Here is a 25,451-nt window from a genome sequence, read left to right as displayed (position 1 = left end):
CTGTTTTTGATCGTTTACGTTTTATTATTTCGCAATGACAACAGGATGACCGTGCGTAGGATGCGCAATGATATCGACTTTATGGTGGTAAACCGCTTCTATGATTTCCGGTTTAAGAGCCTTCGCCGGAATATCGTCTGCGGCAATTTTTCCTCGGTTTAGAATAACGATTCTGTCAGCGTATTGAGCCGCCAAATTAAGATCGTGCAGTACAGCGACAACCGTAGCGCCTTCATTAGCAAGTTTACGAGCTAAAGCTAAAGTTGTGTGCTGGTGGTGAATATCCAATGCAGAGGTGGGTTCATCCAGCAGCAGAATTTTGTTGTGTTCACTTTGCTCCAGTTGGGTGAGTACACGAGCGAGATGCACTCGCTGTTTTTCGCCACCTGAGAGAGTAGGGTATGAGCGAAAACGTAGGTGCTCAACATCCGTTTCACACATGTATTTTGCCACCACATCTTCAAGTTGCCGATTAGACATCGTTAGCCCAATACCGCCCAACTCAATCACTTCTTTAGCCATAAAGTTAAACGACAGAGAACTGCTTTGCGGCAATACGCCTAAATGTTTTGCTAGCAAAGGTGCTGGCCATGAATCTCGGCTTTGACCAAAGAGTTCGAACTCGCCTTCTGTGTTGATTTCACCGGTTAGTGCTTTTAACAAGGTACTTTTACCTGTGCCATTAGGGCCAAGCAGAACCGAAAACTCACCACGATTCAGTGTAAGGTCAATATCATCCAGTATTTTTTGATCACCAAGAGTCACGGACAAATGGCGTATTTCGACTGTTTTAATACCGGAGTATTCAATCGATTCTTGCGCTGCGTTTGAGGAGGTAAATTTCGAAGATAAGAGAGACAGCATCAGATTCGCCCCTTTTGCTTAATCAAAAGCCAAACAAAGAATGGTGCACCAAGCAACGCGGTGACAATCCCAACAGGCATATCTAAAGGCGCGACAACTGTCCGAGCCAACATATCGGAAATCAGTAATAACAGTGCGCCGAGAAAGAGCGTTACTGGCAATAGTGAACGATAGTTGGGGCCAATGATCATACGGGCTAAATGAGGAACGATAAGTCCGATAAAGCCAATCATACCGCTTAATGCGACTGTGACTCCGACACCAAAGGCTGCTAACACAATTAAACGGCGCTTTAATGCCTGAACATTAATACCCATATGACGCGCTTCCGCTTCACCTAATAACATGGCGTTGAGTTTATCGGCATCACGATAGTAAGCGATAAACAAAATGATGAGCGTAGCAAAAGCGAGCCATAGACCTTTTTGATTAGCGCCCGCCAATGATCCCATAGTCCAAAGCGACAGGTCTCGCAGAGCTTGGTCATCGGCATAATAGTTCAATAACCCCAATGCTGCGCCTGCCAGTGCTGAAATAGCGACACCGGAAAGCAGCATCATAGTGACGGAAGTTCCGTTACCGCTGGTACCAAGGCGATATACGGCAAATGTCGTAAAAGCACCGCCGATACAAGCGAACATGGGTACCGTTCCGAATAACAGCAAGTTTGGATAGTGATTAGCAAGATCACCAAATACAACTATTGCTAATGCAGCACCTAATGCAGCACCAGAAGATACGCCTATGATGCCCGGATCAGCGAGTGGGTTGCGAAATAGTCCCTGCATTACCGCGCCGCTGATTGCTAAAATCCCTCCGACAGCAATTGCTAATAAAGTACGAGGCAAACGTACTTGTTGAACAATCATAGTGACATGTGCGGGAAGATCATGGTTGCCAAGTGGTAAAAGGGATTTCAAGCTGTCAGATAAACTGATGTTCATCGCACCCATACTTATGGAAGCAACAGTCGCGCAGTAAAGCGCAATCGCCGCCACTATGCTCAGAGTTTTAGCCGAAACCATTCTTGAATCTGTCATCGTTACATTTTTGCCTATTCTTTTGGTGGATAAGATTCTGGTTGTTATGTGTGAAAATGCTTAGTCGAGCTTTTGGAAGACTTTATATAACTCGTCAGTCAGTTCTAAACTTTCAAGTCCAAAGCCGCCAATGATGGCACTACTGCTGACAGGAATAATGCGGTCTTTGCCTGCAACAGGTGTAGCAGCCAGAAGAGGGAACTCTTTTAGAATGCCTTCATGCCCACCTAATGCTTCCCAAGCACGAGTGCTGACCAACAAGAAATCAGGCTGCATTTGTACGATGGCTTCTGCGGTTAGTGGTTTGTATGAACTCATTTCTGATTTCGCAGGGTTCTGACCACCAGCCAGATTGATGATCACGTCGATGGTGGTTTGATCGCCTGCGATGGTGGCTGGTCTGCCTTTGGTCAGCATGGCAAATAGCACTTTGGGTTGATGCTCAAGCTTGCGAGATTTCAGCTCATTTAGTTGCTTATCAATGGATACTTTGAGTGCTTTTGCTTTCTCTTGCGTTCCTGTGATTTGCGCGATTTTATCGATACGGCCAAATAGGTCTTCTTCTGTATCTCCCGAAGGCACTGTCTCGACTTTTATGCCGCCACTCTTTAAAAGCGTTAAGGTGTTCTCCGGTCCCATTTCATGAGAGCCAATTAAATGAGTCGGTGAAAGAGCCATTAATCCTTCAGCAGATAACTGGCGGTGATACCCCACTTGAGGCAAAGCTTCGTCAGTGTTGTATTTTCGGCTTGTCACATCCACTGCAATAAGCTGATCTTTCGCACCTAACGCAATCAGTAGTTCGGTAATGCTTGAGCCCGCACTAATGATGCGATTGTTTGCCTGTGTTTCTTGTTGAGCATAAGCCGATTCCATTGATAAAAAAGGAACCGATAAAAATAGACTGAATGCCAAAGCGAGTTTTTTCATTGTTGTTCTTCCATAACGATATTTGTGGCAGGAATTTGGTGTTTTTGCATGAATGCAAACAGGTTGAGCAAGGATTCCACATCGGCTTTTTTATCTGCGGCAATCACAAGAGGTTTGTCTGGGAAACTGTTGCGGGCTTTTAGCAGCGCAGATGCGAAAGCGTTCCAATCATTAAACTTCTCACCATCTAATGCCCATTTCTGCTCTTCACTGTGCAAGATGCCGATTGAGATAACAGGTTTATCAGGAGAGGTAAGCTGACTGGTTTCTTCTGTTTTAGGGATGTCGACATTCAGTGTTTGCACACTGACATTCGCCGTAAGCAGAAGAAACACCATCACAATAAAGATGATGTCGATCATCGGCGTGAGATCAGGCTTAAATTCATCTTCGAGAAAACGAGAGTGTGACTGGATCATTACAGCACCTCCTCGGTGGTAACAGCATGTCCACCTTGGTTGCCAGAAAAGGGATCAACCACAATGCCTTCGATATGCAGATTGCTGTGATTTAAGGTGTATTCAATCTTGGCAAGCGTCTTCTCCACCCACATTCCCAGTAGTTGAGCACCGGTAATTGCAGGAAGGGCGATGATCAAACCTGCGGCAGTTGTTGTCATTGCCAGACCTAAACCGTCCGCTAAGGTTGCTGGTGAAATGACGGCGCTAGCGTCGGTCATGCCGCTAAACATTTCCATCAAACCTAATACGGTTCCAAGTAGTCCAATCAACGGACTGATCACGCCAATCATCGACAGTAAGCGAATCCCTGAACGAAACTGCTGTCGTTTTTTGAATAGCCAGATACCAACGGCTTCTTCACGTAGTGGTTTGGTAAAATGACGATGACCCAAAAGCATGCGCATGGATTGAAATATCAGTTGCTTGCCGTTTAGTTCATTGTTAATAAACGCATCCACTTCCTGCGGGCGAGAAAAATCCAGTTTATGGATCCTTCTGAGGATCGCTGTGGTATGCGTACGGCTGTTGAGTAGCATGTAGATCGTACGCTCGACCAAGATAGCGATAGTGAGGAATGACATGATGATAAGTGGCCATGTCATAATGCCAAGCTGACTGTGAATATTGGTTAATGTTTGCATGATAGCGACTACTGTAATTGGAAATTAATTGGAATTTGTACCCGATGAGCGATGGCTTGCCCTTGCTCTAGCTGATTTGAAAAACGCCATTCTTTAATCGTGCTTAGGGCCCGTTCATCAAGTACGCGGTGGCCACTGGACTCAAGCAGTAATTGCTTGATCTGATTACCTTGTTCGTCAAGCCACACCTCAATCAGAACCTTGCCTTCTAAGCCTTTTTTCCTTGCGATCCTTGGATAGGTCACAGGTGTCGGTTTTGCGTTAAATCGAGGCTTTTTCACCAACATAGGTTTACTGTCTTGTGCGTTTACCTTTGCTGGTGGAGTGTGCTGTCGCTTTTCGTTTTGGGTTGTCGCTGGTTCTTCCTTCGAAGGTTGAACAGAAACGAGTTCTTCAGCTTTGGATACACTCTTTTCGGGCTTGCTTAGTGGTTTCTGTTCTACGATTGGAGTAGGGGGTTTGCTTCTAGCTTGATCTTTTTTCTGCTTAATAGGGGGACTTTTCTCCGGGAGAAGAGAAGCGGCTTTTGTATTTGGCTTACGGACTGGCGCTGGAGCTTGAGTATTTTGTTGTTCAACTTCCGCTGTTTTTTGTTCCTTTGGCGGCGTTGCTGTTACTGTTTTTTCCGTGATGCTATTTTCGGTTTCAATCACGGGCTTAACGGCAGAAATCGTCATCAGCTGAATTTGAAAAGATTGTGTTCCTTCCTCAGTCGATACATTGATTGTGTCTTTCTGTGGGGTGTACGACAGTGCAATACCGTGTATTAGGCATGCTATTAAGCCAGCAATGAGATAACGGAGCTTTGTCATTTTCAGCCATTAATGAATCTATCAAAGAATGTTAAAAATGATAATATTCTTAAATGCAAATGATATCAAATATCATTTGCATTGTTAAAATGACTGGGTATGATAGCCACTCATCCGATTTTCGTTTTATGAATTAAACATTTTGAGTTGGGATTTGGCGAATGACTTGTTCAATAGTAGTGGTAACTACTTGAATGCCAAAGCGTAACTAGGAGTAACCATGTACACCACTTTTTCCGAAGAAGAAGTAAAACACAAAGTGACAGCAGCGTTGTCGGAAGATGACTCTACCCCAGTATTTAACATGTCTCAGCAATTGGGGTTAAGCGAAGGCGCCATTACTTTTGCTCTGCCTGACGAGATGGTAACCCGAGTAGCAGGTGAACACGCCCAGACTATTTTGGAACAGTTACCAGAGTGGGGAAGTGTTACGACTATTGTTCACTCTTTCGGCTCGATCTTTGAAACCAAAGCCAATTTCCCGAAAGGCAAAGAAGCGCACGGCTACTATAACTTAATGGGAAGAGAGGGTGAGCTGCATGGTCATCTTCGCTTAGATCTCGTAGAACATATCGCGTTTGTGAGTAAGCCATTCCGAGGCAAGGAAAGTTACTATATTGGTTTCTTCAATACCGATGGTGATTGTGTGTTTAAAGTGTACGTAGGCCGAGACAAAAAACGTCAGCTTTTCCCTCAGCAGGTAGAAGCGTTTAAGCAAATGAAAAAGGAGTTTGCCGCGTGAATATTGAAAGTCAGCCACAAGAAAATGTTCAACGAGAGGAAGTTCGTCGTGAACGCCTGCAAGGTCGATTAGAGCCAGAAGTTCGTGAATTTCGTGATTCTCGCAAAACCTTGCAGCTAGCAACCATTAACGCTGCTGGTATTCCGAACGCTACCTATGCGCCATTCGCTTTTGATAGCAAAGCTTATTACATCCTCGTGAGTGATATTGCTGCTCATGGGCAGAACTTAAAAACGAACCGCAATGTTTCGATTTTAATGATCGAAGATGAAAGTAAATGTAAGAACATTTACGCCCGTAAGAGATTGACTTTCGACACGCGCGCAGAACTTGTTGAAAGACAAACCGAAGATTGGGTCCAAGGTGTTGCCGCGCTAAAAGCTCGTTTTGGAGAGATTATTGATAATTTAAGCCAGTTAGGTGACTTCAATCTTTATCGCTTAGTACCTGAATCAGGTCGTTACGTCAAAGGGTTCGGACAAGCGTTTGTTATTTCCGGCAATGACATGCTCGATTTTGTTCATTTAACAGAAGGGCATGTGAAAGCTGAAAAGGAGCGTATGGAGCAATAACTAATACTTAAAAGCTAATGCTTACTAAGTAAAGACATAATCTGAAATCTCAGCTCAACTAATAACAATATTCCCATAATTTTGATGCCTCGAAGCGGCTCGCGTGCGAACGCCGCTTGGATTCGTGCACTTCAAATTCAGGGAAACCACTGAGCTCACTTAACATTTAAACATGGACATAATAATGATTAAGCAAACTCCGCTTGCGATAGTTATCGGCGCGTTGCTATCAGCGCCTGCTGTTGCAGAAGAAACTACCTATTCATTTGACGAAGTCGTTGTGTCGGCAACGCGTCTAAATACTCAAACGATTGATACCGCTGCATCGGTTACCGTAGTTGATGAAGAGGCGATTGAACACAATATGGTCGAAGATGTTGAAGACCTATTTAAATATACACCGGGCGTCACTTTGCAAACCAATGCTCGGCAAGGTGTGCAAAGCATCAATATTCGCGGTATTGAAGGAAACCGCATCAAAGTCATCGTTGATGGGGTAGCACAACCCAATCAATTTGATTCTGGAGCGACGTTTGTTAACTCGTCTCGCGTTGATGTTGATACCGATATGATTAAAGCCGTTGAGATCGTCAAAGGTGCAGCTTCGTCTTTACAAGGTTCAGATGCGATTGGTGGCATTGTCGCGTTTGAAACTAAAGACCCAGCAGATATTTTAAAAGGTCGTGATTTCGGCGGTTATGCAAAACTCAACTACTCTTCTTCGGATAAAACTTTCAGTGAGTCTATTGCATTAGCAAATAAGATAGGTGATTTAGAATCGCTGGTTGCTTATACCCGACGAGATGGTCAGGAAGTGGATAATTTTGGTCAACCAGATGAACAAGATAGCAGTGCTAATAATCTATTGGTGAAACTGCAGTACCAATTAAATCCAGCTCATCGGTTAGAGTTTTCTGGAAACTATATTCGCAACAAGAACGACTTGGAGTCATTGACTTTTAGTGGGTATCAGAATGCATCTGGTAGCGACGAAACTGAACAATATCAAGTTGGTATTAAGCATATTTGGGATGCAGACGTTCTATTGGCTGACCGAATTACCTGGCAGCTTGATTGGATGAGCAAAGAAGAAAATGGCATCACTGATCGCACATCAACTCGAACTGGGAACGTGCAAAAGAAAGATTACATTTATTCAGATGAAGGCATCCAGCTAGATGCTCAGTTTGATAAGTCTTTTGTAATAGGCAGTGCTGAGCACAACTTAGTTTATGGCGCGTCTTTCTCAGACAAAGATATTGCTAATACTAACCAAGAGTTCAACTCTGTAGGTAGTGACCAAGTTATTTTCTATATTCCTGAAGCAGCAGAAACGCGTTACGGTATGTTTGTACAAGACGAAGTTTCTTGGAATGATTTCATTGTCACACCAGGGCTTCGTTTTGACTCATTCGAAACTAAACCGGGCGATACCAGTGCGAACCCAAGTCAAAATGATGCCAGTGAATATAAAAACTACTCTGATTCAGCTGTTACTGCTCGTTTAGGAACGGTTTACAAACTGACGGAGCAACATCGCTTGTTTGCACAAGTCAGCCAAGGTTTCCGTGCTCCAGATTTCGAGGAATTGTATTACTCTTACGGCAACCCAACTTATGGATACGTTAATAAACCGAACCCAGATTTAGAAGCGGAAGAGAGTATCTCTTATGAAGCTGGATGGCGTTTTAACTCAGATTCAATGAGTAACGAAATCGCGGTTTTCTACAGTGATTACGATAACTTCATTGATAATCAGTTAGTTTCGGGCAGCTTCCAAACAAGGAATGCTGTTTACCAGTCAATTAATATTGAGAAAGCAACCATCAAAGGCGTAGAGCTTGCCAATCAGTTGTCATGGGATGCTTTCATGCCAGTTGAAGGCTTTAGTTCACGTGTTGCAGCTGCTTATACTGAAGGTGAGGACGGGGAAGGTAATCCGCTAAATAGTGTTAACCCATGGAATACTGTTGTGGGCGTTAGCTATGATTCGGTCAATCAATGGGGTACAACCATTAACCTGACCTATACAGCGAATAAGAAACAGAGCGATATTGATGGTGACTACTTACCAATCGATGCGGCGACCGTGGTTGATATTACGGCTTACTACAAGCCAATTAACGACCTAACTTTACGTGCTGGTATCTTCAATCTCACTGATGAAGAATATTACAATTGGAACGATGTCCGTGGTCTGAGTGCAGAAGATAAAGATCTTACTCAAGCAAAACGTAACTTCTCTCTTACTGCTAAGTATGAGTTCTAGACGTTAATTCTAGTTATTAGTAAAGACAAAGAACGAAAAATCCCCGAGTTTTACTGCTCGGGGATTTTGATATTAGGAAGCGATTGTTATTGGGAAGTTGATGCCGACACTTTCAAATACTCTTCCGCTTCTTTCACTCCCATATAACGGCTTAGAGTTTTCATCGGAACATCGTGTAAATCCACCACGATCAAACCATCTAAGGCATCATTAAACGCTGGGTCAACGTTAAAGCTGACCAGTTTTCCGTTTAAGCCTAAATACTGACGTAATAGCACCGGAATACCTTTCCCTTCATCAATACGAGCAATCACTCGCGAGAGCAGTTGTAAGTCGGCTAAGGAAGTTAACAAACTGGCATTCCATTGTGCTTGCATCATAGGTAATGGGTTTGAAGCCGCGACAAAGTTAGCTTGCTCGTTGTCGTAGAAGTGCAGTGTCATTGTGTCTGCCAGCAAGCGTCGGGCTTGTTCACTGTAATCATTGCTGATGCTGACGGGGCCAAACAGGTGAGTGTATTGAGGATTTCTATGAATAAATGCGCCAATTCCTTTCCAGAGCAGGAGCAATGGTGCCATGCTCTTCTGGTAGTACTCATCAATCACCGAGCGTCCTAGTTCTATAGCGTTACCCATATTTTCTAGAAAGCGCGGATCGTAATTAAATAGGGTGCTGGAATAGAGCCCTTGAATACCTTGGGCTGCGACAATTTTGTCTACCAGCCCCAAGCGATAAGCGCCTACCATTTCATCTCGTTCTCTGTCCCAGATGAAAAGATGCAAGTACTCGCGGTCAAACTCATCCACATCTAACGCCATCCCAGTCCCTTCGCCTACTTGACGAAAATTCTTTTCACGCAAGCGTCCAATCTCATGCATTAAAGAAGGGATGTTTTCGGACTGAGTACAGTAAACATCAAATTCGTTAAGGCTAAGCAAGTGTGCTGATGAAGGAAGTGCTTCAATATCTTCAAGCAGTTCAACAAGCGGTAATCTGTCAGCTATAGGTTGTGAAGTGTCATCTAAGTTGGTTTTATCTCGCGACAGTGTTTTTTTTGCACCGAGCAGGTAGGTGTTCAAACGTAAGTAATTGACCAACTGCTGATCGCAAAGATGTTGCATTTCTTTGTAGTGAATTGGATCGCTAATCGAGATGTCGATACAGGTTTGTTTTTTATTCAGCAATTCGCGACCGAGCATTACGGTACGGAGCAGCGGATGTATTTTCCCTGCCATATAGAAACGAGTCGAGTTATGACCTTCGATATAAACGGGCAATGCTGCTGCTTTGTGTTTTTTGATCAGTCGGCTAACCGACTGGCTCCATTCTTTATCTTCCAATCGGCGTTGTTTGCTGTCTACCAATTGGGAGACTTCGCCAGCAGGGAACATCAACAATAAGCCGCCTTGCTCTAAATGCTTATGTGCCTGACGCATCGCTTGTAAGTTAGCTTTACGTGCTTTATCTGTTTCAAATACATCGACACCAATAAACAGGGAGTCCAGCTCTGGGACTGTTTTAAGATATTGATTTGCGAGTATTTGAACGTCAGATCGAATCGTAAGGAGCATCTCTGCCAATATCACACCTTCAACACAGCCTAGCGGGTGGTTGGCAACCACAACCGTTGGTCCAATTTGCGGTACGTTGTTAAGTGAACCTTTAATCAGTTGGTAATCAATACCTAATATTTCGAGCGTGAAGCGAAGGAACTGGCGAGTGTCGCACCCTGCAGGGCGCTGTGCATAGAATTTATCAAGTTGACTTAAACCCGTTGCCCATTCTGCTAGGTTTTCACCTAAACCAAACGGCGTTTTTCGTGGCAATTTAAAAGGGCTTTTAGACAGCATGTTAACCTCACAATACTTGTATTATGAGCCCATGCTAGAAGGTTAATATTTCACCTAAGCTGCAGTTATGTGAGTCTTTGATGGCGGATTTTTTGCAAAATGATGAATGTGGGATGGGGTAAAGAAGGAAAGGTATAAAGAAGGCTCGGTTATACTGAGCCTCATTAAACAATCACATCCGTCATTATGAATGAGAAAATCAACTGAGTTGAGATAGGTTATTAATTACCAGAGCTTTTTGGGTGTTGCTGTCGATGATAATTATCTGCATCACAGGGTTTCCACTGTAGGGAATGAGTACTTTATGTAGATTGGGAGCATTCTCCATTCTTTGGCTGATGATGGTGCCAAAAATCTCATCGTCAGAGGTGATCAATACTTCTGACTGGATCTCTTTGTCGTCTTTAGTAAGCTGGAAAGTCGTTTGCTCCATCGTGGAAAAAGTACCCAGTGCGGAGTTTTTCTGAGGTTTAGGTCTGGTGTTAAGTGGTATGTATCTGCTCTAATTCGTGCTGTACAGACGAGAGAAGGTTCTGATGCTGTATATCACTCTGATAGGGGAAGTGTGACTACGTGGAGAGTTTCGGCTGACCTAATGGACCAGAGCTTACCGGAAGTAATCGCGGACCGGATATAGACCGGACCAGAAAAGATAAAGGCGCATGAATATCTTCATACGCCTTATCGGGATTTGGTGGCCCCTATGTGACTTGAACACATGACCAATCGATTATGAGTCGACTGCTCTAACCACTGAGCTAAGGGGCCTAATAGGTCAATGATTATAGGGGAAGGGTCGGGGTGTGTCTAGACGCAAAGTAGGGTAATAGCGCTTAGTTTTTATCCACTTAGAACTGTAGATAATAAAAAAGGCGAGCTGTCGCTCACCTTTTATTCAATGCTTTATGAAAGCTCGCTACTATCTTACTCGTCTAGGAAGCTGCGCAGAGTTTCTGAACGGCTTGGATGACGAAGCTTGCGTAGTGCTTTTGCTTCGATCTGACGGATACGTTCACGAGTAACATCGAACTGCTTACCTACTTCTTCCAAAGTGTGGTCAGTGTTCATATCGATACCGAAACGCATGCGAAGTACTTTTGCTTCACGAGGTGTTAGGCCACCCAAAACGTCACGAGTTGCTGCACGTAGGCTGGTTGCCGTTGCAGAATCTAGTGGTAGTTCTAGAGTGGTATCCTCGATGAAATCACCTAGATGCGAATCTTCGTCGTCACCGATTGGTGTCTCCATTGAGATTGGCTCTTTAGCAATTTTCAGTACCTTACGAATCTTATCTTCCGGCATTTGCATACGTTCTGCCAATTCTTCCGGCAGAGGCTCGCGCCCCATTTCTTGTAGCATTTGACGAGAGATACGGTTCAGTTTGTTGATCGTTTCAATCATGTGCACAGGGATACGGATCGTACGAGCTTGGTCTGCAATTGAACGAGTAATTGCCTGACGGATCCACCAAGTTGCATAAGTTGAGAACTTGTAACCACGACGATATTCGAACTTATCTACCGCTTTCATCAGACCGATGTTACCTTCCTGAATAAGATCCAAGAATTGTAAGCCACGGTTGGTGTATTTCTTCGCGATAGAGATAACAAGACGTAAGTTCGCTTCAACCATCTCTTTTTTCGCACGGCGAGCTTTCGCTTCACCAATAGACATGCGACGGCTGATATCTTTAATACGGTTTACCGTTAAAGATGTTTCTTGTTCGATAATACGTAGCTTTTGAATTGAACGACGAATATCTTCTTCATCTTCACGGATCTTGGCTACGTATGGCTTATCTGATGCAAGAATTTGGTCAAACCAAGCTTCATCAGATTCATTGCCAGTAAATACCGAAATAAATGACTTCTTCGGCATTTTAGCTTTTTCAACAACAGAGCGCATGATCAGACGTTCTTGTGTACGTACGCGATCCATAGAATTGCGTAGCGTATTTACAAGATGATCGAACTGCTTAGGTGTCAAACGGAATTCACGGAAGACCGTTAACACAAGTTCAGTCGCTTCTTGAGCTTTGGGGCTGTTGTCGCCATGCTCGTTGATAGCAAGTTGAAGATTCTGATATTGATTACGAAGCTCAGTAAATTTCTCTAAAGCAAGTTCAGGATCGATACCAACTTCTTCTTCATCGCTGCTATCGTCGTCGCCATCTTCGTCTTCATCTTCATCATCGGTGTCGTCTTCGTCATCTAGGTCTGAACCTGTTAACTCTGAACCGATGTGTGTTGCTGTTGGTGCTTCACTTTCAACATCATCTGGGTCTACAAAACCACTAATGATATCGGTTAGGCGAAGTTCCTCAGCTTGAACTTTGTCAAATTGTTCAAGAATGTATGGAATAGTTCCAGGGTATTCAGCAACAGCACTTTGTACTTGGTTAATACCATCTTCGATACGCTTCGCGATATCGATTTCACCTTCACGAGTTAGTAGTTCTACTGTACCCATCTCACGCATATACATACGAACAGGGTCAGTTGTTCTACCAATCTCGCTTTCTACGCTAGACAGCGCAGCAGCAGCAGCTTCAGCTGCGTCTTCATCGGTGATGGTTTCATCATCATTAAGAGCTAGATCATCAGCGTCAGGGGCAGTTTCTACAACTTTGATACCCATGTCGTTGATCATCTGAATAATATCTTCTACCTGTTCAGAATCTACGATTTCTGCTGGTAGGTGGTCATTTACTTCGGCGTAGGTCAGATAGCCCTGCTCCTTGCCGCGAATGACAAGTTGCTTTAGCTGTGACTGCGGATTTTGATCCATAGACGGTATCCAACTTCGTATCTGGTGAAGGAATAGTATGCGAAATGCAAACCACGGATAATAACAAATTAAATTGTTGCTGACTATTCAAACAGGGTTACGCTTTCAAATCTCTCATGAGTTCTTGAAGCTCCCTTTTTTCGTCGCTTGATAAACCGATACTTCTTGATTTAGCCAGCAGGTTTTCAATTTGTTTCTCTACGCACTGGGCAATAATTTTGTCCAATGAGTCAAAAAATAGTTCGTTTTGATTATCTTCTACAAGCGGGATATCCCAGCTTGCAAGTCGAGACAACAGTGCCTCGTTTCTTGTGTTTCGCCAATGCTCTAACAATTGACCCGTTTTTATATTGGGATGCTGTCGGCATTTTTCAAGCACTTCTGTTAACAATTTCAGTCCCGGAATGTCTAAACCTTGAGTTGTAGAAAGGTCTGGCACCATATCAGCATAGCTCGGATTCTGAAGAAGCAAAGCGATGACATCTCTCATCGGTGTTCGCTTTATTTCTTTATGCGGCTGAGGTCTAGTTTTAGAATCCGTCGGCAATGTTGGCTTTTTATAAATCCCGGTTGTTTGGCCTAAAATCTTAAGTAGCTGATTTTGCATGGACTCATCAGGTACTTTATTGATCAAAGGAAGAGCAAGCGCTTCTAATGCGGCTTTGCCTTCGTTGTTACCTACATTTACTTGGGTAAGCAAATTAGAAAACAGATATTTCGATAAAGGTTCTGCATTTAGAACCATTTCTTCAAATGCTTCTTTACCGTTCTTACGAACAAAGCTGTCAGGGTCTTCGCCATCTGGAAGGAACAGGAATTTTAATATGTTGCCACTTTTCAGATAGCTAAGCGCGTTTTCCAGTGCTCGCCATGCCGCTTCTTTACCTGCACGGTCACCGTCGTAACAGCAAACCACAGTATTGGTTTGTCTGAACAGTAATTGTAGATGGTCGCCTGTGGTTGATGTCCCTAGAGAAGCTACGGAATAATCAATGCCATATTGCGCCAGAGCAACCACATCCATATAACCTTCGACCACTAGGATCTGCGGTGGTTCACGGTAAGCCTGTAAAACTTCATAAAGTCCGTACAGCTCTTTGCCTTTGTGGAAGATAGGCGTTTCTGGTGAGTTCAAGTACTTAGGCGTACCATCACCAATCACACGACCACCAAAGCCAATTACACGGCCTCGTCGATCCCGAATAGGGAACATAACGCGGCCTCGAAAACGGTCATAGCGTTTGCCGTTGTCGTTTTCTATCAACATGCCGCCAGAAACTAGCATGTCTTGTGCATGTTTTTGTTGTCCGAAATTCTTACGAACTAAATCCCATTCGTCGGCCACATAGCCAATACCGAATTTTTGAACAATCTCGCCGGATAAACCGCGATTTTTTAAATACTCAATGGCATGGCGGTTAGCAGGAACTTTAAGTTGCTGACGATAAAACTGAGCGATGCTGCCCATTAAATCGTAAAGATTACGTTTCTCGTCGCTGCTGACTTTTGGCGTATTACTTTTAAAACCGCTATTTGAGCGCTCTTCTCTGGGTACTTCTAATCCAAGAGATGAAGCTAATTCTTCAATTGCTTCGGGAAACTCAAGACGTTCGTACTCCATCATGAAGTCGATGGCGTTGCCATGCACGCCGCAGCCGAAACAGTGATAGAACTGCTTTTCTTGGCTTACGCTAAATGACGGGGTTTTTTCATTGTGGAACGGACAACATGCACCGTAGTTTTTGCCCTTTTTTTTAAGTTTCACACGTGCGTCGATAACATCGACAATATCAAGTCGAGCTAGGAGGTCATCGATGAAGCTACGAGGGATCTGTCCTGCCATAAAACCTAAAAAAAAGATAAAAACGAATGTGCAAGGTCAACAGACCTTAGATACAAACAAGCCGTGCATTCAGAGAATAGCACGGCTTGCTGCAATAGAGTTCTGGATTAAGCCAGCTTAGCGCGAACTAAACCGCTGACTTTACCCATATCTGCACGCCCTTGAATTTGTGGTTTCAAGATAGCCATCACTTTACCCATGTCTTGCATGCCCGCTGGAGAGGATTCTGCGATAGCACCTTCAATTAGTGCTAACACTTCTTCTTCACTCAATGGTTGAGGCATAAATTCCTCAAGTATAGTGATTTCTGCTTGCTCCACTTCAGCTAAATCTAAACGATTTGCTGCTTCGTATTGCGATACAGAGTCGCGACGTTGTTTAACCATTTTTGTCAGCACTGCAACGATATCGTCATCGGTCAGAGTAATCTTCTCGTCAACTTCACGTTGTTTGATTGCTGAAAGGGCTAAACGAATAGTGCCAAGGCGCGCTTTGTCCTTGGCTTTCATCGCTAATTTTTGCTCTTCTCTGAGATTATCAATAAGAGCCATAACTCGTTCCTTAGTTAGGAAAAGTTATTAGTACAGGCGAACGCGACGAGCGTTTTCGCGAGCAAGCTTCTTAGCGTGACGCTTTTGAGCTGCTGCTTTAGCGCGTTTGCGAACTGTAGTTGGTTTTTCGTAGTGCTCACGACGACGCACTTCAGAAAGGATACCTGCTTTTTCGCAAGAGCGTTTGAAACGACGTAGTGCAACGTCGAACGGTTCGTTTTCACGTACTTTAACTACTGGCATATGCCTTTCACCTCAGGGGTTATTCGTTAATGCTGATATTCAGTGACCAAATCAACAAGGTTTCTTATTCGTTTGGTCTTTAATCAGCTAGATCAAAAATGGTGCGGAATTTTAATCCGATCGTTGTGCCTTTGTAAAGTACTTTGTCGCTTAGCCTCTGTACAAAATTTGTTTGTGAAGCGAAGCCGTTGTAACATTGCGCCAATTTGAAATTTTAGATGGCAGTGTGCTGAGAAAAATATGCGTATTATTGGTATTGAAACCTCTTGTGATGAGACGGGTATAGCGATTTACGACGACGAAAAGGGATTGCTGTCACATAAGCTTTATAGCCAAGTAAAACTTCATGCTGACTACGGCGGTGTTGTGCCAGAACTGGCTTCGCGTGACCACGTTAAGAAAACCATACCTCTTATTAAGGCGGCAATGGCAGAAGCGAATTTAACGCCTAAAGACATTGATGGTGTTGCATATACAGCAGGACCTGGTCTAGTAGGGGCTCTATTAGTTGGTGCAACCATTGGACGCAGTATTGCTTACGCGTGGAATGTTCCTGCTGTAGCGGTACACCATATGGAAGGCCACTTACTCGCGCCAATGTTGGAAGACAATCCACCTCCGTTCCCATTTGTTGCACTGCTTGTTTCAGGTGGTCACAGCATGATGGTTGAAGTAAAAGGTATTGGTGAGTACCGCATTCTTGGCGAATCTATTGATGATGCGGCGGGTGAAGCGTTTGATAAAACTGCGAAACTCATGGGGCTGGATTACCCAGGTGGTCCTTTGCTTTCACGCTTAGCAGAAAAAGGCACACCGGGGCGCTTTAAGTTTCCTCGTCCTATGACGGATCGCCCTGGTTTAGATATGAGCTTTTCTGGCCTGAAAACTTTTACGGCTAATACCATTTCAGCAAACGGTGACGATGAACAAACTCGTGCCGATATTGCCTATGCATTCCAAGATGCAGTTTGTTCAACGCTGGTTATTAAGTGTAAACGTGCGTTGGAAGAAACTGGCATGAAGCGAATTGTCATTGCGGGTGGTGTAAGTGCCAATAAACAGTTACGCGCAGATTTAGCTAAGCTAGCAGAAAAAATCGGTGGTGAAGTGTATTACCCACGTACCGAGTTTTGTACTGATAACGGTGCCATGATCGCGTTTGCTGGTATGCAGCGTTTGAAGAATGGTGACGTGACAGATTTGAGTGTCGAAGCTCGTCCTCGCTGGCCAATTGATCAATTGACACCGATTGAGTAACAAAGCCGAATAAGAAAACGGTCGCAATTGCGGCCGTTTTTTTATGCTTGGAGCCTGTGGAACTAAGTGGATTAAGCTTTCTTTTTTTCGCCGACTTTAGGTTCTGTTCCGGCAAAGAGACGCTTAATGTTTTGGTGATGGCGCAAGATAATTAAACAGCAGAGCATGGCTACTGGCAGAGTATATTGGGGTTTTACCAGCCATGTATAAAGAGGGGCAAGCAACACGGTGACTATCGCGGCCAAAGATGAATAGCGGAAAATGACCGCCACAAATAGCCAAGTCGCCATAATCATGGCTGTTAAATCTAACCCGATAGGGGCGATAGCACCTAAAGCGGTAGCGACACCTTTCCCACCTTTAAAGTGAAAGAAAATTGGGTACATATGACCAAGGCATGCCGCGATGGCAACCAAACCTAAAATGAGTGGATCTATTTTTAGAAAGTAACCCGCCCAAACCGGAATCGTGCCTTTGAGCATGTCGCACAGTAACACTGCCGCCGCTGCTTTTTTGCCACCAATTCGTAAGACGTTTGTAGCACCCGGATTATTTGAACCCACACCTCTAGGGTCTGGCAGGCGTAATAAACGACAGATCAGCACCGCACTGGAGATCGACCCCAGTAAATAAGCGGAAATTATCATTATTAGTGCCAATGGCGTCATTATTGCCTCAATACGGTGATTTTTTGAACTGGGCTTTACATTGTCTTGTTATACCCATGCGACTGGTAACTTCAAGTTGGCATGAGTGTCTTTAAGTAAAAATTCTGTTTGCTTTACCCATCTAAACGCGGTTTCGTATATGATATCGCGATTGGCGACGATAGTACGTTTTTTTACTCAATATAGGTATCCGACCTGTAATTGAGTTTAACTGTTGGAAGGAATTCGATAGAAGATGGATAAAGTCTTTATAGAGCAGCTAGAAGTCATTACCACAATAGGGGTTTATGACTGGGAACAGACCATTAAACAAAAACTGGTTCTCGATTTGGAAATGGCTCATGACAATAAGCCAGCAGGCAACAGCGACGATGTTGTGCATGCTCTAGACTACGCTCAAGTCAGCCAAGCTGTGATTGAACATATTGAATCAGGCCGTTTCTTATTGGTTGAAAGGGTGGCAGAAGAAGTCGCTAGCTTAATCATGCAACGCTTTAGTGTGCCTTGGATTCGTATTCGACTAACAAAACCGGGTGCAGTTCCGCAGGCGAAAGGTGTAGGAGTGATCATCGAAAGAGGATCATTATGATCACTGCCTATGTTGGCGTAGGTTCTAACATAGAACGGCGCCGTCATATTGAAGCGGGAATTCAAGAGCTGAGCCTAGTGGGAAGCGAATTACGTCTTTCAACGATATATGAGTGCCCAGCTCAAGGGTTTGATAGTCATCCTTTTTTCAATTTAGTGGTGGAGTTAAAAACTTCATTGTCTCTACACGATTTTCAGCAGTCTTTAAAAGATGCAGAGTATCGTTGGGGGCGCGATATTGATGCGAAGAAGTATCAAGATCGTACACTGGATATGGATATTATTCTGTTTGGTGATGTCATTTCCCCAAGCTCACCTGTTGTCCCACGTCAGGATATTTATCAATATCCATTTGTGATACAGCCTTTGTATGAGTTATGCCCTGAACTCAATATTCCGGGAACAGATTTGTCTATCGAAAAAGTCTGGCAAAACGCTGAACTTTTAGAACAACTAAAACCAGTTCCCCTCTGGTTTAGTATCAAGTAAGAGAAAATAATGAGTTATTTCGAGTCTTTTATGTTGGCTTTAATTCAGGGTTTTACCGAATTTTTGCCAATTTCCAGCTCTGCACATCTTATCTTGCCATCGGCAGTATTAGGTTGGGCTGATCAAGGTTTAGCGTTTGATGTGGCGGTTCATGTCGGCACCTTAACTGCGGTTGTGATTTACTTTAGAAACGAAGTTAAAGCATTGTTAAGCGCATTTTTTGCCTCTATTTTCAAAGGAGATCGAAGCAAAGAAGCAAACTTAGCTTGGTGCATTATTTTAGCGACTATCCCTGCTTGTATTTTTGGCTTGGTGATGAAAGACGTCATCGAAGTCTACTTACGCAGCGCTTGGGTGATTGCGGCTACTACCATTATTTTTGGTATTCTTCTTTGGTACGCTGATAAAGCTGCTAAACAGAATATTAATGAGTATCAAGCGGGTTGGAAGAAAGCGCTCTTCATCGGTTTCGCACAAGCGGTGGCAATGATTCCGGGGACCTCTCGTTCAGGTATTACCATTACAGCAGCTCTTTATCTTGGTTTTACTCGTGAAGCGGCAGCGCGTTTTTCGTTTTTAATGTCGATTCCAATTATCGTACTGGCGGGAAGCTACCTAGGTTTGAAACTGGTTACCAGTGGTGAACCAATCCATCTAGGATTCTTGATGACAGGTATTTTGACGTCGTTTGTTAGCGCCTATATCTGTATTTTCTTTTTCTTAAAGCTTATTTCTCGAATGGGTATGACCCCATTTGTAATTTACCGTTTGATTTTAGGTGTCGGGTTATTTGCCTTTCTATTAAGCCGTTAGTCGCCTGAAAAAGGGGCTTATGGTATAAATAGGGCGTTTCTACCCAAATTGACAAAAAGGCCGTTTTTATTCGGCCTTTCTTCTATATACACCGATTTTTTATCAATATTGACGAGTGTGAAAGTAATGCGAGTACTTGCGGTGACATTAACCCTGCTGCTTGGTTTTCTACAATACAGCTTATGGCAGGGGAAGAACGGAATATCTGATTATCATGCTGTTGCGGCAGAGATAGAAGTTCAAGAGCAAGTGAATACTAACTTACATCAACGTAACCAAGAGATGTTCGCGGAAATTGATGACTTGCGACAAGGGCTTGATGCGATTGAAGAAAGAGCTCGTCATGAATTGGGAATGGTGAAAAGTGGAGAAACTTTTTACCGTATTACCGGAGAGGATAATCGTTGATGGATAAATCAATCATTGCGGTTGTCCCTGCTGCGGGCGTTGGCAGTCGGATGCAGGCCGACCGTCCGAAACAATATTTAAAACTTTTGGGAAAAACCGTACTTGAGCACACCGTGTCCAAGCTACTGGCACATCCTAAAGTCTCTAAAGTGGTTGTTGCCGTCAGCGAAGATGATCCTTACTTTTCTACGTTAGCACTTGCTAACCACCCTCAAGTTATCCGAGTTAACGGCGGCAAAGAACGAGCAGATTCTGTTCTTTCAGCATTGAATTACATCTGTAAACATGAAGTCAGCGAATGGGTTCTCGTTCATGATGCGGCTCGCCCTTGTTTCACAGAGCTGGATGTTACACGACTCATCGAATGTGCTGAAAATCATTCTGTTGGCGCCATTCTCGCGGCTCCAGTCAGAGATACCATGAAGCGTAGCGATGAGCTGCAGAATATAGATCATACGGTTGAACGTTCGAATCTCTGGCATGCTTTGACGCCACAAATGTTCCGCACTCTACCTTTGCGTGAAGCTCTGATTGATGGCTTAGCGAGCAAAGCGAATATCACCGATGAAGCTTCCGCTTTCGAAAGATTGAATTTAAGCCCGGCTCTAGTTAATGGCCGAGCAGATAATATAAAAATTACTCAGCCAGAAGATCTCGCATTGGCTGAGTTCTATTTGAGCCGAAATAAGGAATAAGCATGATACGAATTGGCCATGGTTTTGATGTGCATAAATTTGGTGGTGAAGGCCCTGTCATTATTGGCGGAGTTGCCGTTCCTTATGAACAAGGTTTAATTGCGCATTCTGATGGTGATGTTGCTTTGCATGCGTTATGTGATGCGCTGCTCGGCGCGATTGCTGCGGGTGATATTGGTAAGCACTTTCCGGATACTGATGATAAATGGAAAGGAGCAAATAGCCGTGAACTGTTGAAAGATGTTTATCGTCGAGTAAAAGAGTCGGGCTATCGCCTAGGAAACGCGGACGTCACCATTATTGCTCAGGCACCTAAAATGGCTCCTCATATAGAAGCGATGTGTGCGGCTATTGCTCAGGATCTAGAGACTGATATTAGTAATATCAATGTCAAAGCAACGACTTCTGAACGTTTAGGTTTCACTGGCCGCAAAGAAGGCATTGCGTGTGAAGCCGTTGTACTACTGATGAAAGCATAAAGAGTCGAAAATGACAGATATTTTATCTTCACTCGCTTACCTGTGCGGTAAACCTACAGCGAAAGGCAAAATAAAAGCTAAACCAGAAGATTTTAAAGTGGTTGAGAATCTGGGGTATGAGTTTACGGGTAGCGGTGAGCATCTCATGGTTTCTATTCGTAAGACGGGTGAAAATACCAGTTTTGTTGCCAATGAACTGGCTAAAGCGTGTGGCGTAAAGTCAAAAGATGTTAGCTGGGCAGGCTTGAAAGACCGCCATGCAGTGACAGAACAATGGTTAAGTGTTCATTTACCTAGCGCGGGTTTTCCGAATCTTGCGCTGTTTCAATCACAGCATCCGAGCATTGAAGTGCTAACGATGACTCGCCACAACAAAAAGTTACGTCCGGGTGACTTAGCGGGTAACTACTTCGAAGTCACTATGTCAGAAGTCACCGATGTTGAAGAAGTGGTTAAACGTTTGGAAGTGGTGGCAAAACAAGGTGTGCCTAATTACTTCGGTAATCAGCGTTTTGGTAAAGATGGTAACAATTTAGAAGAAGCTCGCCGTTGGGGGCGTGAAAACGTCCGTACTCGTAACCAGAACCAACGTAGTCTTTATCTTTCTACTGCTCGTTCATGGATTTTCAACCGCATTGTTTCTTCGCGTATTGAGCAAAACTGTTTCTATCGTTTCATCGACGGTGATATCGCTCTGGTTAACGGTGAGCAAACTTTGGTGAGTGCAGATAAGACTGCTGAATTCAACCAACTGCTTGAGCAAGATAAAGCACAGATTTCTGCGGCTTTAGCTGGTGATAACGCATTGCCGACACAAGCAGAAGCGCAGAAGATTGAGCAGCACTTTATCGATGCTGAAGAAGACTTAATGAAGCTGATTCGCGGTAATCGTATGCGTCATGATCGCAGAGCAATAGCGTTGAAAGCTCAAGATTTGAGTTGGCAAGTGGATGGCGATTCTATTACGTTAAAATTCGCTCTTGATGCGGGCAGTTTTGCGACTTCGATAGTGAGAGAACTAATAGAAGAGATTCCTGTAGAGCGTGTTTATGAGTGATAAGAAACTAAAAATACTATTAAGCAATGATGATGGCGTGTTTGCCGATGGTATTCATGCTCTAGCGGCTGCCATCTCGGATCTCGCAGAAGTTATTATTGTTGCGCCAGACAGAAACCGCTCTGGAGCGTCGAACTCTCTGACATTAGAACAGCCACTGCGTGTTTCTCAAGTCGCGCCGAATACATACTCAGTTCAAGGTACGCCAACGGACTGTGTACATTTCGCTTTGAATGAACTGCTCAAAGATTCAATGCCGGATCTGGTGTTAACCGGAATCAACCATGGTGCGAACCTTGGCGATGACGTTCTTTATTCTGGTACTGTTGCCGCTGCAATGGAAGGTCACTTCCTCGGTGTTCAGTCGATTGCTTTTTCATTAGTTGGAAACCAACACTTTTCTACAGCAGGAAAAATTGCCCGCCAATTGGTAGAGCAACATCTGCGTCGACCTATTCCAACTAATCGTTTATTGAACGTGAATGTTCCAGATGTCCCATTTGAAGAACTTGCCGGTACCCAAGTGACGCGATTAGGTGCTCGTCATCACGCAGAAAGCATGATTAAGCAGAAAGATCCTCGAGGTCATGATATTTATTGGTTAGGCCCTCCAGGTAAAGAGCAAGATGCCGGTGAAGGGACTGACTTCTATGCCATTGAGCATAGATTTGTTTCACTGACTCCAATGCAGGTGGATCTTACCGCTCATGAGTCTTTAGGTAGTATGGATCATTGGTTAAAGGACAGAACTGATGGCTAATCCAAAAGCCGATAAATTAATTCAGTTTTTATTAGCAAATGGTATTACTGATCAGCAGGTTTTGCAGGTAATACATCAATTGCCTCGTGAATACTTCGTTTCTCAAGCGATGGTTCATCAGGCGTATGACAACAATGCTCTACCTATTGGTCAGGGGCAAACTATCTCTCAGCCATATATCGTTGCAAAAATGACTCAAATGCTCGAACTGCAACGAAATAGCCGAGTGTTGGAAGTAGGGACTGGCTCTGGTTATCAGACCGCGATCTTGTCTCACTTAGTTGAGCATGTGTTTTCTGTTGAACGGATTAAATCTTTGCAATGGGAAGCAAAACGTCGTCTAAAGCAGCTCGATATTTATAACATCTCGACTAAACATGGCGACGGATGGCAGGGCTGGGCAGCAAAAGCCCCATTTGATGCGATCATAGTGACGGCAGCGGCACAGAAAGTGCCACAAGCTTTGCTGGATCAGCTTGCCGACGGAGGGCGTTTAGTCATCCCTGTCGGTGAAGATGAGCAGCAGTTGTACAAGATAATTCGTAAAGGTGATGAGTTTATTTCTCAGCTAATAGAAACGGTGCGTTTTGTTCCTTTAGTCGCTGGTGACTTAGCGTAATGAAGCGTTTTCAGCTTAAGACATTATTGGCGTGTGGACTGTGTGGCCTATTGTTAGGCTGTACAGCAAGCTCTCCTGCGCCAGTTTCTGGGCTAAAGAAAGACTATCGAGAAATTGGGCGTGGTAGTTACCGTGGTAGTTACTATGAAGTGAACCGTGGTGATACGCTGTATTTTATAGCTTATGTCACAGACAAAGATGTAAACGATATAATTAGTTACAATAAACTCACTCCTCCTTACACCATTCATCCTGGTCAAAAGTTAAGACTTTGGCGTCCGGCATACACTGCACCTGCTTACGGTGGTACAGGGGCTGGAGCAGTGGTTGCTACTACATCTAGTGTTCCAGCGGCAGTTGCAGCCACATCAACCTCGGTTTCTCCCCCGAAATCGAGCAAAAATTCTAATGCTGTTCAAGCTAACAAATCGAAAAGTTCGGTCAAAAAAGATCCAAATAAGACGATTGATCAATCGAAAACAAAAGAGTATGTTGGTTCTAATACTCAACAAAATGTTAACAAAACTATAAGTAAACCCAAACCACAAAACGATAAAGTCGATAAGTGGTTATGGCCAACGAAGGGGAGAGTTGTTAAAAACTTTTCAGCAGGGGATCAAGGGAATAAAGGTATCGACATTGCAGGACAGCGAGGTCAATCCATTACTTCTACTGCTGCTGGAACCGTGGTCTATTCGGGTAATGCATTACGAGGTTACGGCAACTTAATCATCGTAAAGCATAATGAGCATTATTTAAGTGCTTATGCCCATAATGACCGGCTGTTGGTTAAAGAAGGACAAAGTGTTAAAGCTGGCCAAAAAATAGCAACAATGGGCAGCTCCGGTACGAGCAGTGTTCGTCTACACTTTGAAATTCGTTATCAAGGTAAGTCTGTTAATCCAAAACGGTATTTACCTTAAACATACTTGTGAAGAGTTATGTAGTGACATATTGAGCAGTAATGTCTTGCTAGCTCGCCGGGGGAGGCGCTATGAGTATCAGCAATACAGTAACCAAGGAAGAAGAGTTTGACTTAGATATTGATTCAACAGAGGCTGTTGAAGTTGACGCTAAGCTTACTACCGAAGACGATGACATTGACCAAGCGGAAGAAGTCCGTGAAGAGTTCGATGCTTCAACCAAAAGCTTAGATGCGACTCAGATGTATCTCAGCGAGATTGGTTTCTCACCTCTTTTAACCGCCGAAGAAGAAGTTCTTTATGCTCGCCGAGCACTTCGTGGAGACGAAGCTGCAAGACGACGTATGATAGAAAGTAACTTACGTCTGGTGGTGAAAATATCCCGTCGTTATAGCAATCGTGGTCTCGCTTTACTGGATCTTATTGAAGAAGGTAACTTGGGCTTGATCCGCGCGGTTGAAAAATTCGATCCAGAACGTGGATTCCGCTTTTCAACCTACGCCACTTGGTGGATCCGTCAAACGATTGAACGTGCGCTGATGAATCAAACTCGTACGATTCGTTTACCAATACACGTAGTTAAAGAGCTCAATATCTATCTACGTACCGCACGTGAACTTTCGCAAAAACTCGACCATGAGCCAACAGCGGAAGAGATCGCTTCTGAACTGGATAAACCGGTTGATGATGTCAGCAAGATGCTGCGTTTAAATGAACGTATCAGCTCTGTAGATACACCTATTGGTGGTGACGGGGATAAAGCGCTACTCGATATTATTCCTGATATTAATAACTCCGATCCTGAAGTTTCGACTCAAGATGATGATATCCGAGATTCATTGATTGCGTGGCTTGAAGAACTAAACCCTAAACAAAAAGAAGTGTTAGCACGACGCTTTGGTTTGTTAGGCTATGAGCCATCAACTTTGGAAGAAGTTGGACGTGAAATTAACCTGACTCGTGAACGTGTTCGTCAGATTCAGGTAGAAGGTTTACGTCGTTTGAGAGAGATTCTGATGAAACAAGGTTTGAACATGGAATCTTTGTTCAACGTGGAAGCGGAAGCTTAATACTCTTAAGTTTACAAATT

At 43.8% G+C, this 25,451-nt stretch carries 28 protein-coding genes and 1 tRNA gene; 15 read left to right on the top strand and 14 right to left on the bottom strand.

The genetic code is table 11. The features are described 5' to 3' along the window. Positions 1-24: 24 nt before the first annotated feature. From AAGA51_RS13035 to AAGA51_RS13010, 6 genes are read right to left on the bottom strand one after another with little or no spacing between them, the layout of a single operon-like run. A complete protein-coding gene (locus AAGA51_RS13035; protein ID WP_042480673.1) occupies positions 25-864 on the bottom strand; it encodes a heme ABC transporter ATP-binding protein in 840 nt (279 codons plus the stop codon). Further along, positions 864-1,904: a FecCD family ABC transporter permease gene (locus tag AAGA51_RS13030; protein WP_042480669.1), complete on the bottom strand. Its 1,041-nt coding sequence runs from the start codon at positions 1,902-1,904 to the stop codon at positions 864-866. Before AAGA51_RS13030 ends, AAGA51_RS13035 begins: the two co-directional genes overlap by 1 nt. 60 nt (positions 1,905-1,964) lie before the next feature. Next, on the bottom strand, positions 1,965-2,834 hold the full coding sequence (locus AAGA51_RS13025) for a heme/hemin ABC transporter substrate-binding protein (protein ID WP_042480666.1): 870 nt from the start codon (positions 2,832-2,834) through the stop codon (positions 1,965-1,967). Beyond that, positions 2,831-3,253 (bottom strand): ExbD/TolR family protein, encoded by a 423-nt coding sequence (locus tag AAGA51_RS13020; RefSeq protein WP_042480662.1) that lies wholly within the window; start codon positions 3,251-3,253, stop codon positions 2,831-2,833. The genes AAGA51_RS13025 and AAGA51_RS13020 overlap by 4 nt, the downstream gene beginning before the upstream one ends. After that, positions 3,253-3,936, bottom strand: a complete 684-nt coding sequence (locus tag AAGA51_RS13015) for a MotA/TolQ/ExbB proton channel family protein (protein ID WP_042480660.1) — start codon at positions 3,934-3,936, stop codon at positions 3,253-3,255. Before AAGA51_RS13015 ends, AAGA51_RS13020 begins: the two co-directional genes overlap by 1 nt. A gap of 8 nt (positions 3,937-3,944) precedes the next feature. Continuing rightward, a complete protein-coding gene (locus AAGA51_RS13010) occupies positions 3,945-4,748 on the bottom strand; it encodes an energy transducer TonB (RefSeq protein WP_052404541.1) in 804 nt (267 codons plus the stop codon). 220 nt (positions 4,749-4,968) lie between these two features. On the opposite strand from AAGA51_RS13010, the gene hutX reads away from it, so the two are divergent. The 3 genes from hutX to AAGA51_RS12995 all read left to right on the top strand — a co-directional run bounded on the left by hutX (position 4,969) and on the right by AAGA51_RS12995 (position 8,331). Then, entirely contained in the window at positions 4,969-5,490 is a 522-nt protein-coding gene (gene hutX / locus AAGA51_RS13005; RefSeq protein ID WP_042480654.1) for a heme utilization cystosolic carrier protein HutX, read from the top strand. Then, positions 5,487-6,062, top strand: a complete 576-nt coding sequence (hutZ, locus tag AAGA51_RS13000) for a heme utilization protein HutZ (RefSeq protein ID WP_042480651.1) — start codon at positions 5,487-5,489, stop codon at positions 6,060-6,062. Before hutX ends, hutZ begins: the two co-directional genes overlap by 4 nt. 184 nt (positions 6,063-6,246) lie before the next feature. Further along, positions 6,247-8,331, top strand: a complete 2,085-nt coding sequence (locus tag AAGA51_RS12995) for a TonB-dependent hemoglobin/transferrin/lactoferrin family receptor (RefSeq protein WP_042480650.1) — start codon at positions 6,247-6,249, stop codon at positions 8,329-8,331. 86 nt (positions 8,332-8,417) lie between these two features. Here AAGA51_RS12995 and AAGA51_RS12990 read toward each other — a convergent pair whose 3' ends face one another. The 7 genes from AAGA51_RS12990 to rpsU form a co-directional block, all read right to left on the bottom strand. Then, positions 8,418-10,181 (bottom strand): lysophospholipid acyltransferase family protein, encoded by a 1,764-nt coding sequence (locus tag AAGA51_RS12990; RefSeq protein ID WP_042480645.1) that lies wholly within the window; start codon positions 10,179-10,181, stop codon positions 8,418-8,420. A 199-nt stretch (positions 10,182-10,380) separates the two neighbouring features. Next, positions 10,381-10,614, bottom strand: coding sequence for a hypothetical protein (locus AAGA51_RS12985; protein ID WP_042480643.1), 234 nt, complete (start codon positions 10,612-10,614; stop codon positions 10,381-10,383). A 259-nt stretch (positions 10,615-10,873) separates the two neighbouring features. Then, positions 10,874-10,949: transfer RNA gene (locus tag AAGA51_RS12980), tRNA-Ile, on the bottom strand. 156 nt (positions 10,950-11,105) lie between these two features. Next, entirely contained in the window at positions 11,106-12,968 is a 1,863-nt protein-coding gene (rpoD, locus tag AAGA51_RS12975) for an RNA polymerase sigma factor RpoD (protein WP_042480640.1), read from the bottom strand. 97 nt (positions 12,969-13,065) lie between these two features. After that, positions 13,066-14,811, bottom strand: a complete 1,746-nt coding sequence (dnaG, locus tag AAGA51_RS12970; RefSeq protein ID WP_042480638.1) for a DNA primase — start codon at positions 14,809-14,811, stop codon at positions 13,066-13,068. A gap of 107 nt (positions 14,812-14,918) precedes the next feature. After that, positions 14,919-15,362, bottom strand: coding sequence for a GatB/YqeY domain-containing protein (locus AAGA51_RS12965; protein ID WP_042480635.1), 444 nt, complete (start codon positions 15,360-15,362; stop codon positions 14,919-14,921). A 27-nt stretch (positions 15,363-15,389) separates the two neighbouring features. Further along, positions 15,390-15,605 carry a 30S ribosomal protein S21 gene (rpsU, locus tag AAGA51_RS12960; protein ID WP_001145625.1) on the bottom strand — a complete coding sequence of 72 codons (216 nt, stop codon included), beginning with the start codon at positions 15,603-15,605 and terminating at the stop codon, positions 15,390-15,392. Positions 15,606-15,845: 240 nt separating this feature from the next. Here rpsU and tsaD point away from each other — a divergent pair, with 240 nt between their 5' ends. Next, a complete protein-coding gene (tsaD, locus tag AAGA51_RS12955; RefSeq protein WP_042480629.1) occupies positions 15,846-16,862 on the top strand; it encodes a tRNA (adenosine(37)-N6)-threonylcarbamoyltransferase complex transferase subunit TsaD in 1,017 nt (338 codons plus the stop codon). A 71-nt stretch (positions 16,863-16,933) separates the two neighbouring features. Here the strand turns inward: tsaD and plsY are convergent, their stop codons facing one another. Beyond that, positions 16,934-17,530 (bottom strand): glycerol-3-phosphate 1-O-acyltransferase PlsY, encoded by a 597-nt coding sequence (gene plsY / locus AAGA51_RS12950; RefSeq protein WP_042480627.1) that lies wholly within the window; start codon positions 17,528-17,530, stop codon positions 16,934-16,936. 235 nt (positions 17,531-17,765) lie between these two features. Between plsY and folB the strand changes: the two genes are divergently transcribed. The 11 genes from folB (at position 17,766) to rpoS (ending at position 25,431) form a co-directional block, all read left to right on the top strand. Beyond that, positions 17,766-18,119 carry a bifunctional dihydroneopterin aldolase/7,8-dihydroneopterin epimerase gene (gene folB / locus AAGA51_RS12945; RefSeq protein WP_042480622.1) on the top strand — a complete coding sequence of 118 codons (354 nt, stop codon included), beginning with the start codon at positions 17,766-17,768 and terminating at the stop codon, positions 18,117-18,119. After that, positions 18,116-18,607 (top strand): 2-amino-4-hydroxy-6-hydroxymethyldihydropteridine diphosphokinase, encoded by a 492-nt coding sequence (gene folK, locus AAGA51_RS12940; RefSeq protein ID WP_042480618.1) that lies wholly within the window; start codon positions 18,116-18,118, stop codon positions 18,605-18,607. The genes folB and folK overlap by 4 nt, the downstream gene beginning before the upstream one ends. 9 nt (positions 18,608-18,616) lie before the next feature. Next, a complete protein-coding gene (locus AAGA51_RS12935) occupies positions 18,617-19,420 on the top strand; it encodes an undecaprenyl-diphosphate phosphatase (protein ID WP_042480616.1) in 804 nt (267 codons plus the stop codon). 126 nt (positions 19,421-19,546) lie between these two features. Beyond that, positions 19,547-19,828 (top strand): cell division protein FtsB, encoded by a 282-nt coding sequence (gene ftsB, locus AAGA51_RS12930; RefSeq protein WP_042480612.1) that lies wholly within the window; start codon positions 19,547-19,549, stop codon positions 19,826-19,828. Next, positions 19,828-20,523, top strand: coding sequence for a 2-C-methyl-D-erythritol 4-phosphate cytidylyltransferase (ispD, locus tag AAGA51_RS12925; RefSeq protein WP_042480608.1), 696 nt, complete (start codon positions 19,828-19,830; stop codon positions 20,521-20,523). Before ftsB ends, ispD begins: the two co-directional genes overlap by 1 nt. Before the next feature lie 2 nt (positions 20,524-20,525). Beyond that, positions 20,526-21,002, top strand: coding sequence for a 2-C-methyl-D-erythritol 2,4-cyclodiphosphate synthase (gene ispF, locus AAGA51_RS12920; protein WP_042480605.1), 477 nt, complete (start codon positions 20,526-20,528; stop codon positions 21,000-21,002). 10 nt (positions 21,003-21,012) lie between these two features. Then, positions 21,013-22,059, top strand: a complete 1,047-nt coding sequence (gene truD / locus AAGA51_RS12915; RefSeq protein WP_042480602.1) for a tRNA pseudouridine(13) synthase TruD — start codon at positions 21,013-21,015, stop codon at positions 22,057-22,059. Continuing rightward, positions 22,052-22,819, top strand: coding sequence for a 5'/3'-nucleotidase SurE (gene surE, locus AAGA51_RS12910; RefSeq protein ID WP_042480600.1), 768 nt, complete (start codon positions 22,052-22,054; stop codon positions 22,817-22,819). The genes truD and surE overlap by 8 nt, the downstream gene beginning before the upstream one ends. Then, positions 22,812-23,438, top strand: coding sequence for a protein-L-isoaspartate(D-aspartate) O-methyltransferase (locus AAGA51_RS12905; protein ID WP_042480597.1), 627 nt, complete (start codon positions 22,812-22,814; stop codon positions 23,436-23,438). The genes surE and AAGA51_RS12905 overlap by 8 nt, the downstream gene beginning before the upstream one ends. Then, the gene (locus tag AAGA51_RS12900; protein ID WP_042480594.1) at positions 23,438-24,361 is read left to right on the top strand and encodes a peptidoglycan DD-metalloendopeptidase family protein; all 924 of its coding nucleotides are present in this window, start codon (positions 23,438-23,440) and stop codon (positions 24,359-24,361) included. The genes AAGA51_RS12905 and AAGA51_RS12900 overlap by 1 nt, the downstream gene beginning before the upstream one ends. Before the next feature lie 71 nt (positions 24,362-24,432). Continuing rightward, positions 24,433-25,431, top strand: a complete 999-nt coding sequence (gene rpoS / locus AAGA51_RS12895; RefSeq protein ID WP_042480590.1) for an RNA polymerase sigma factor RpoS — start codon at positions 24,433-24,435, stop codon at positions 25,429-25,431. The last annotated feature ends 20 nt before the right edge of the window (positions 25,432-25,451 follow it).

It is taken from the genome of Vibrio diazotrophicus (assembly GCF_038452265.1).
Taxonomy (GTDB): domain Bacteria; phylum Pseudomonadota; class Gammaproteobacteria; order Enterobacterales; family Vibrionaceae; genus Vibrio; species Vibrio diazotrophicus.
The sequence above is the reverse complement of the archived record's forward strand: the minus strand, read 5'-3'. Positions and strand labels throughout refer to the sequence as shown.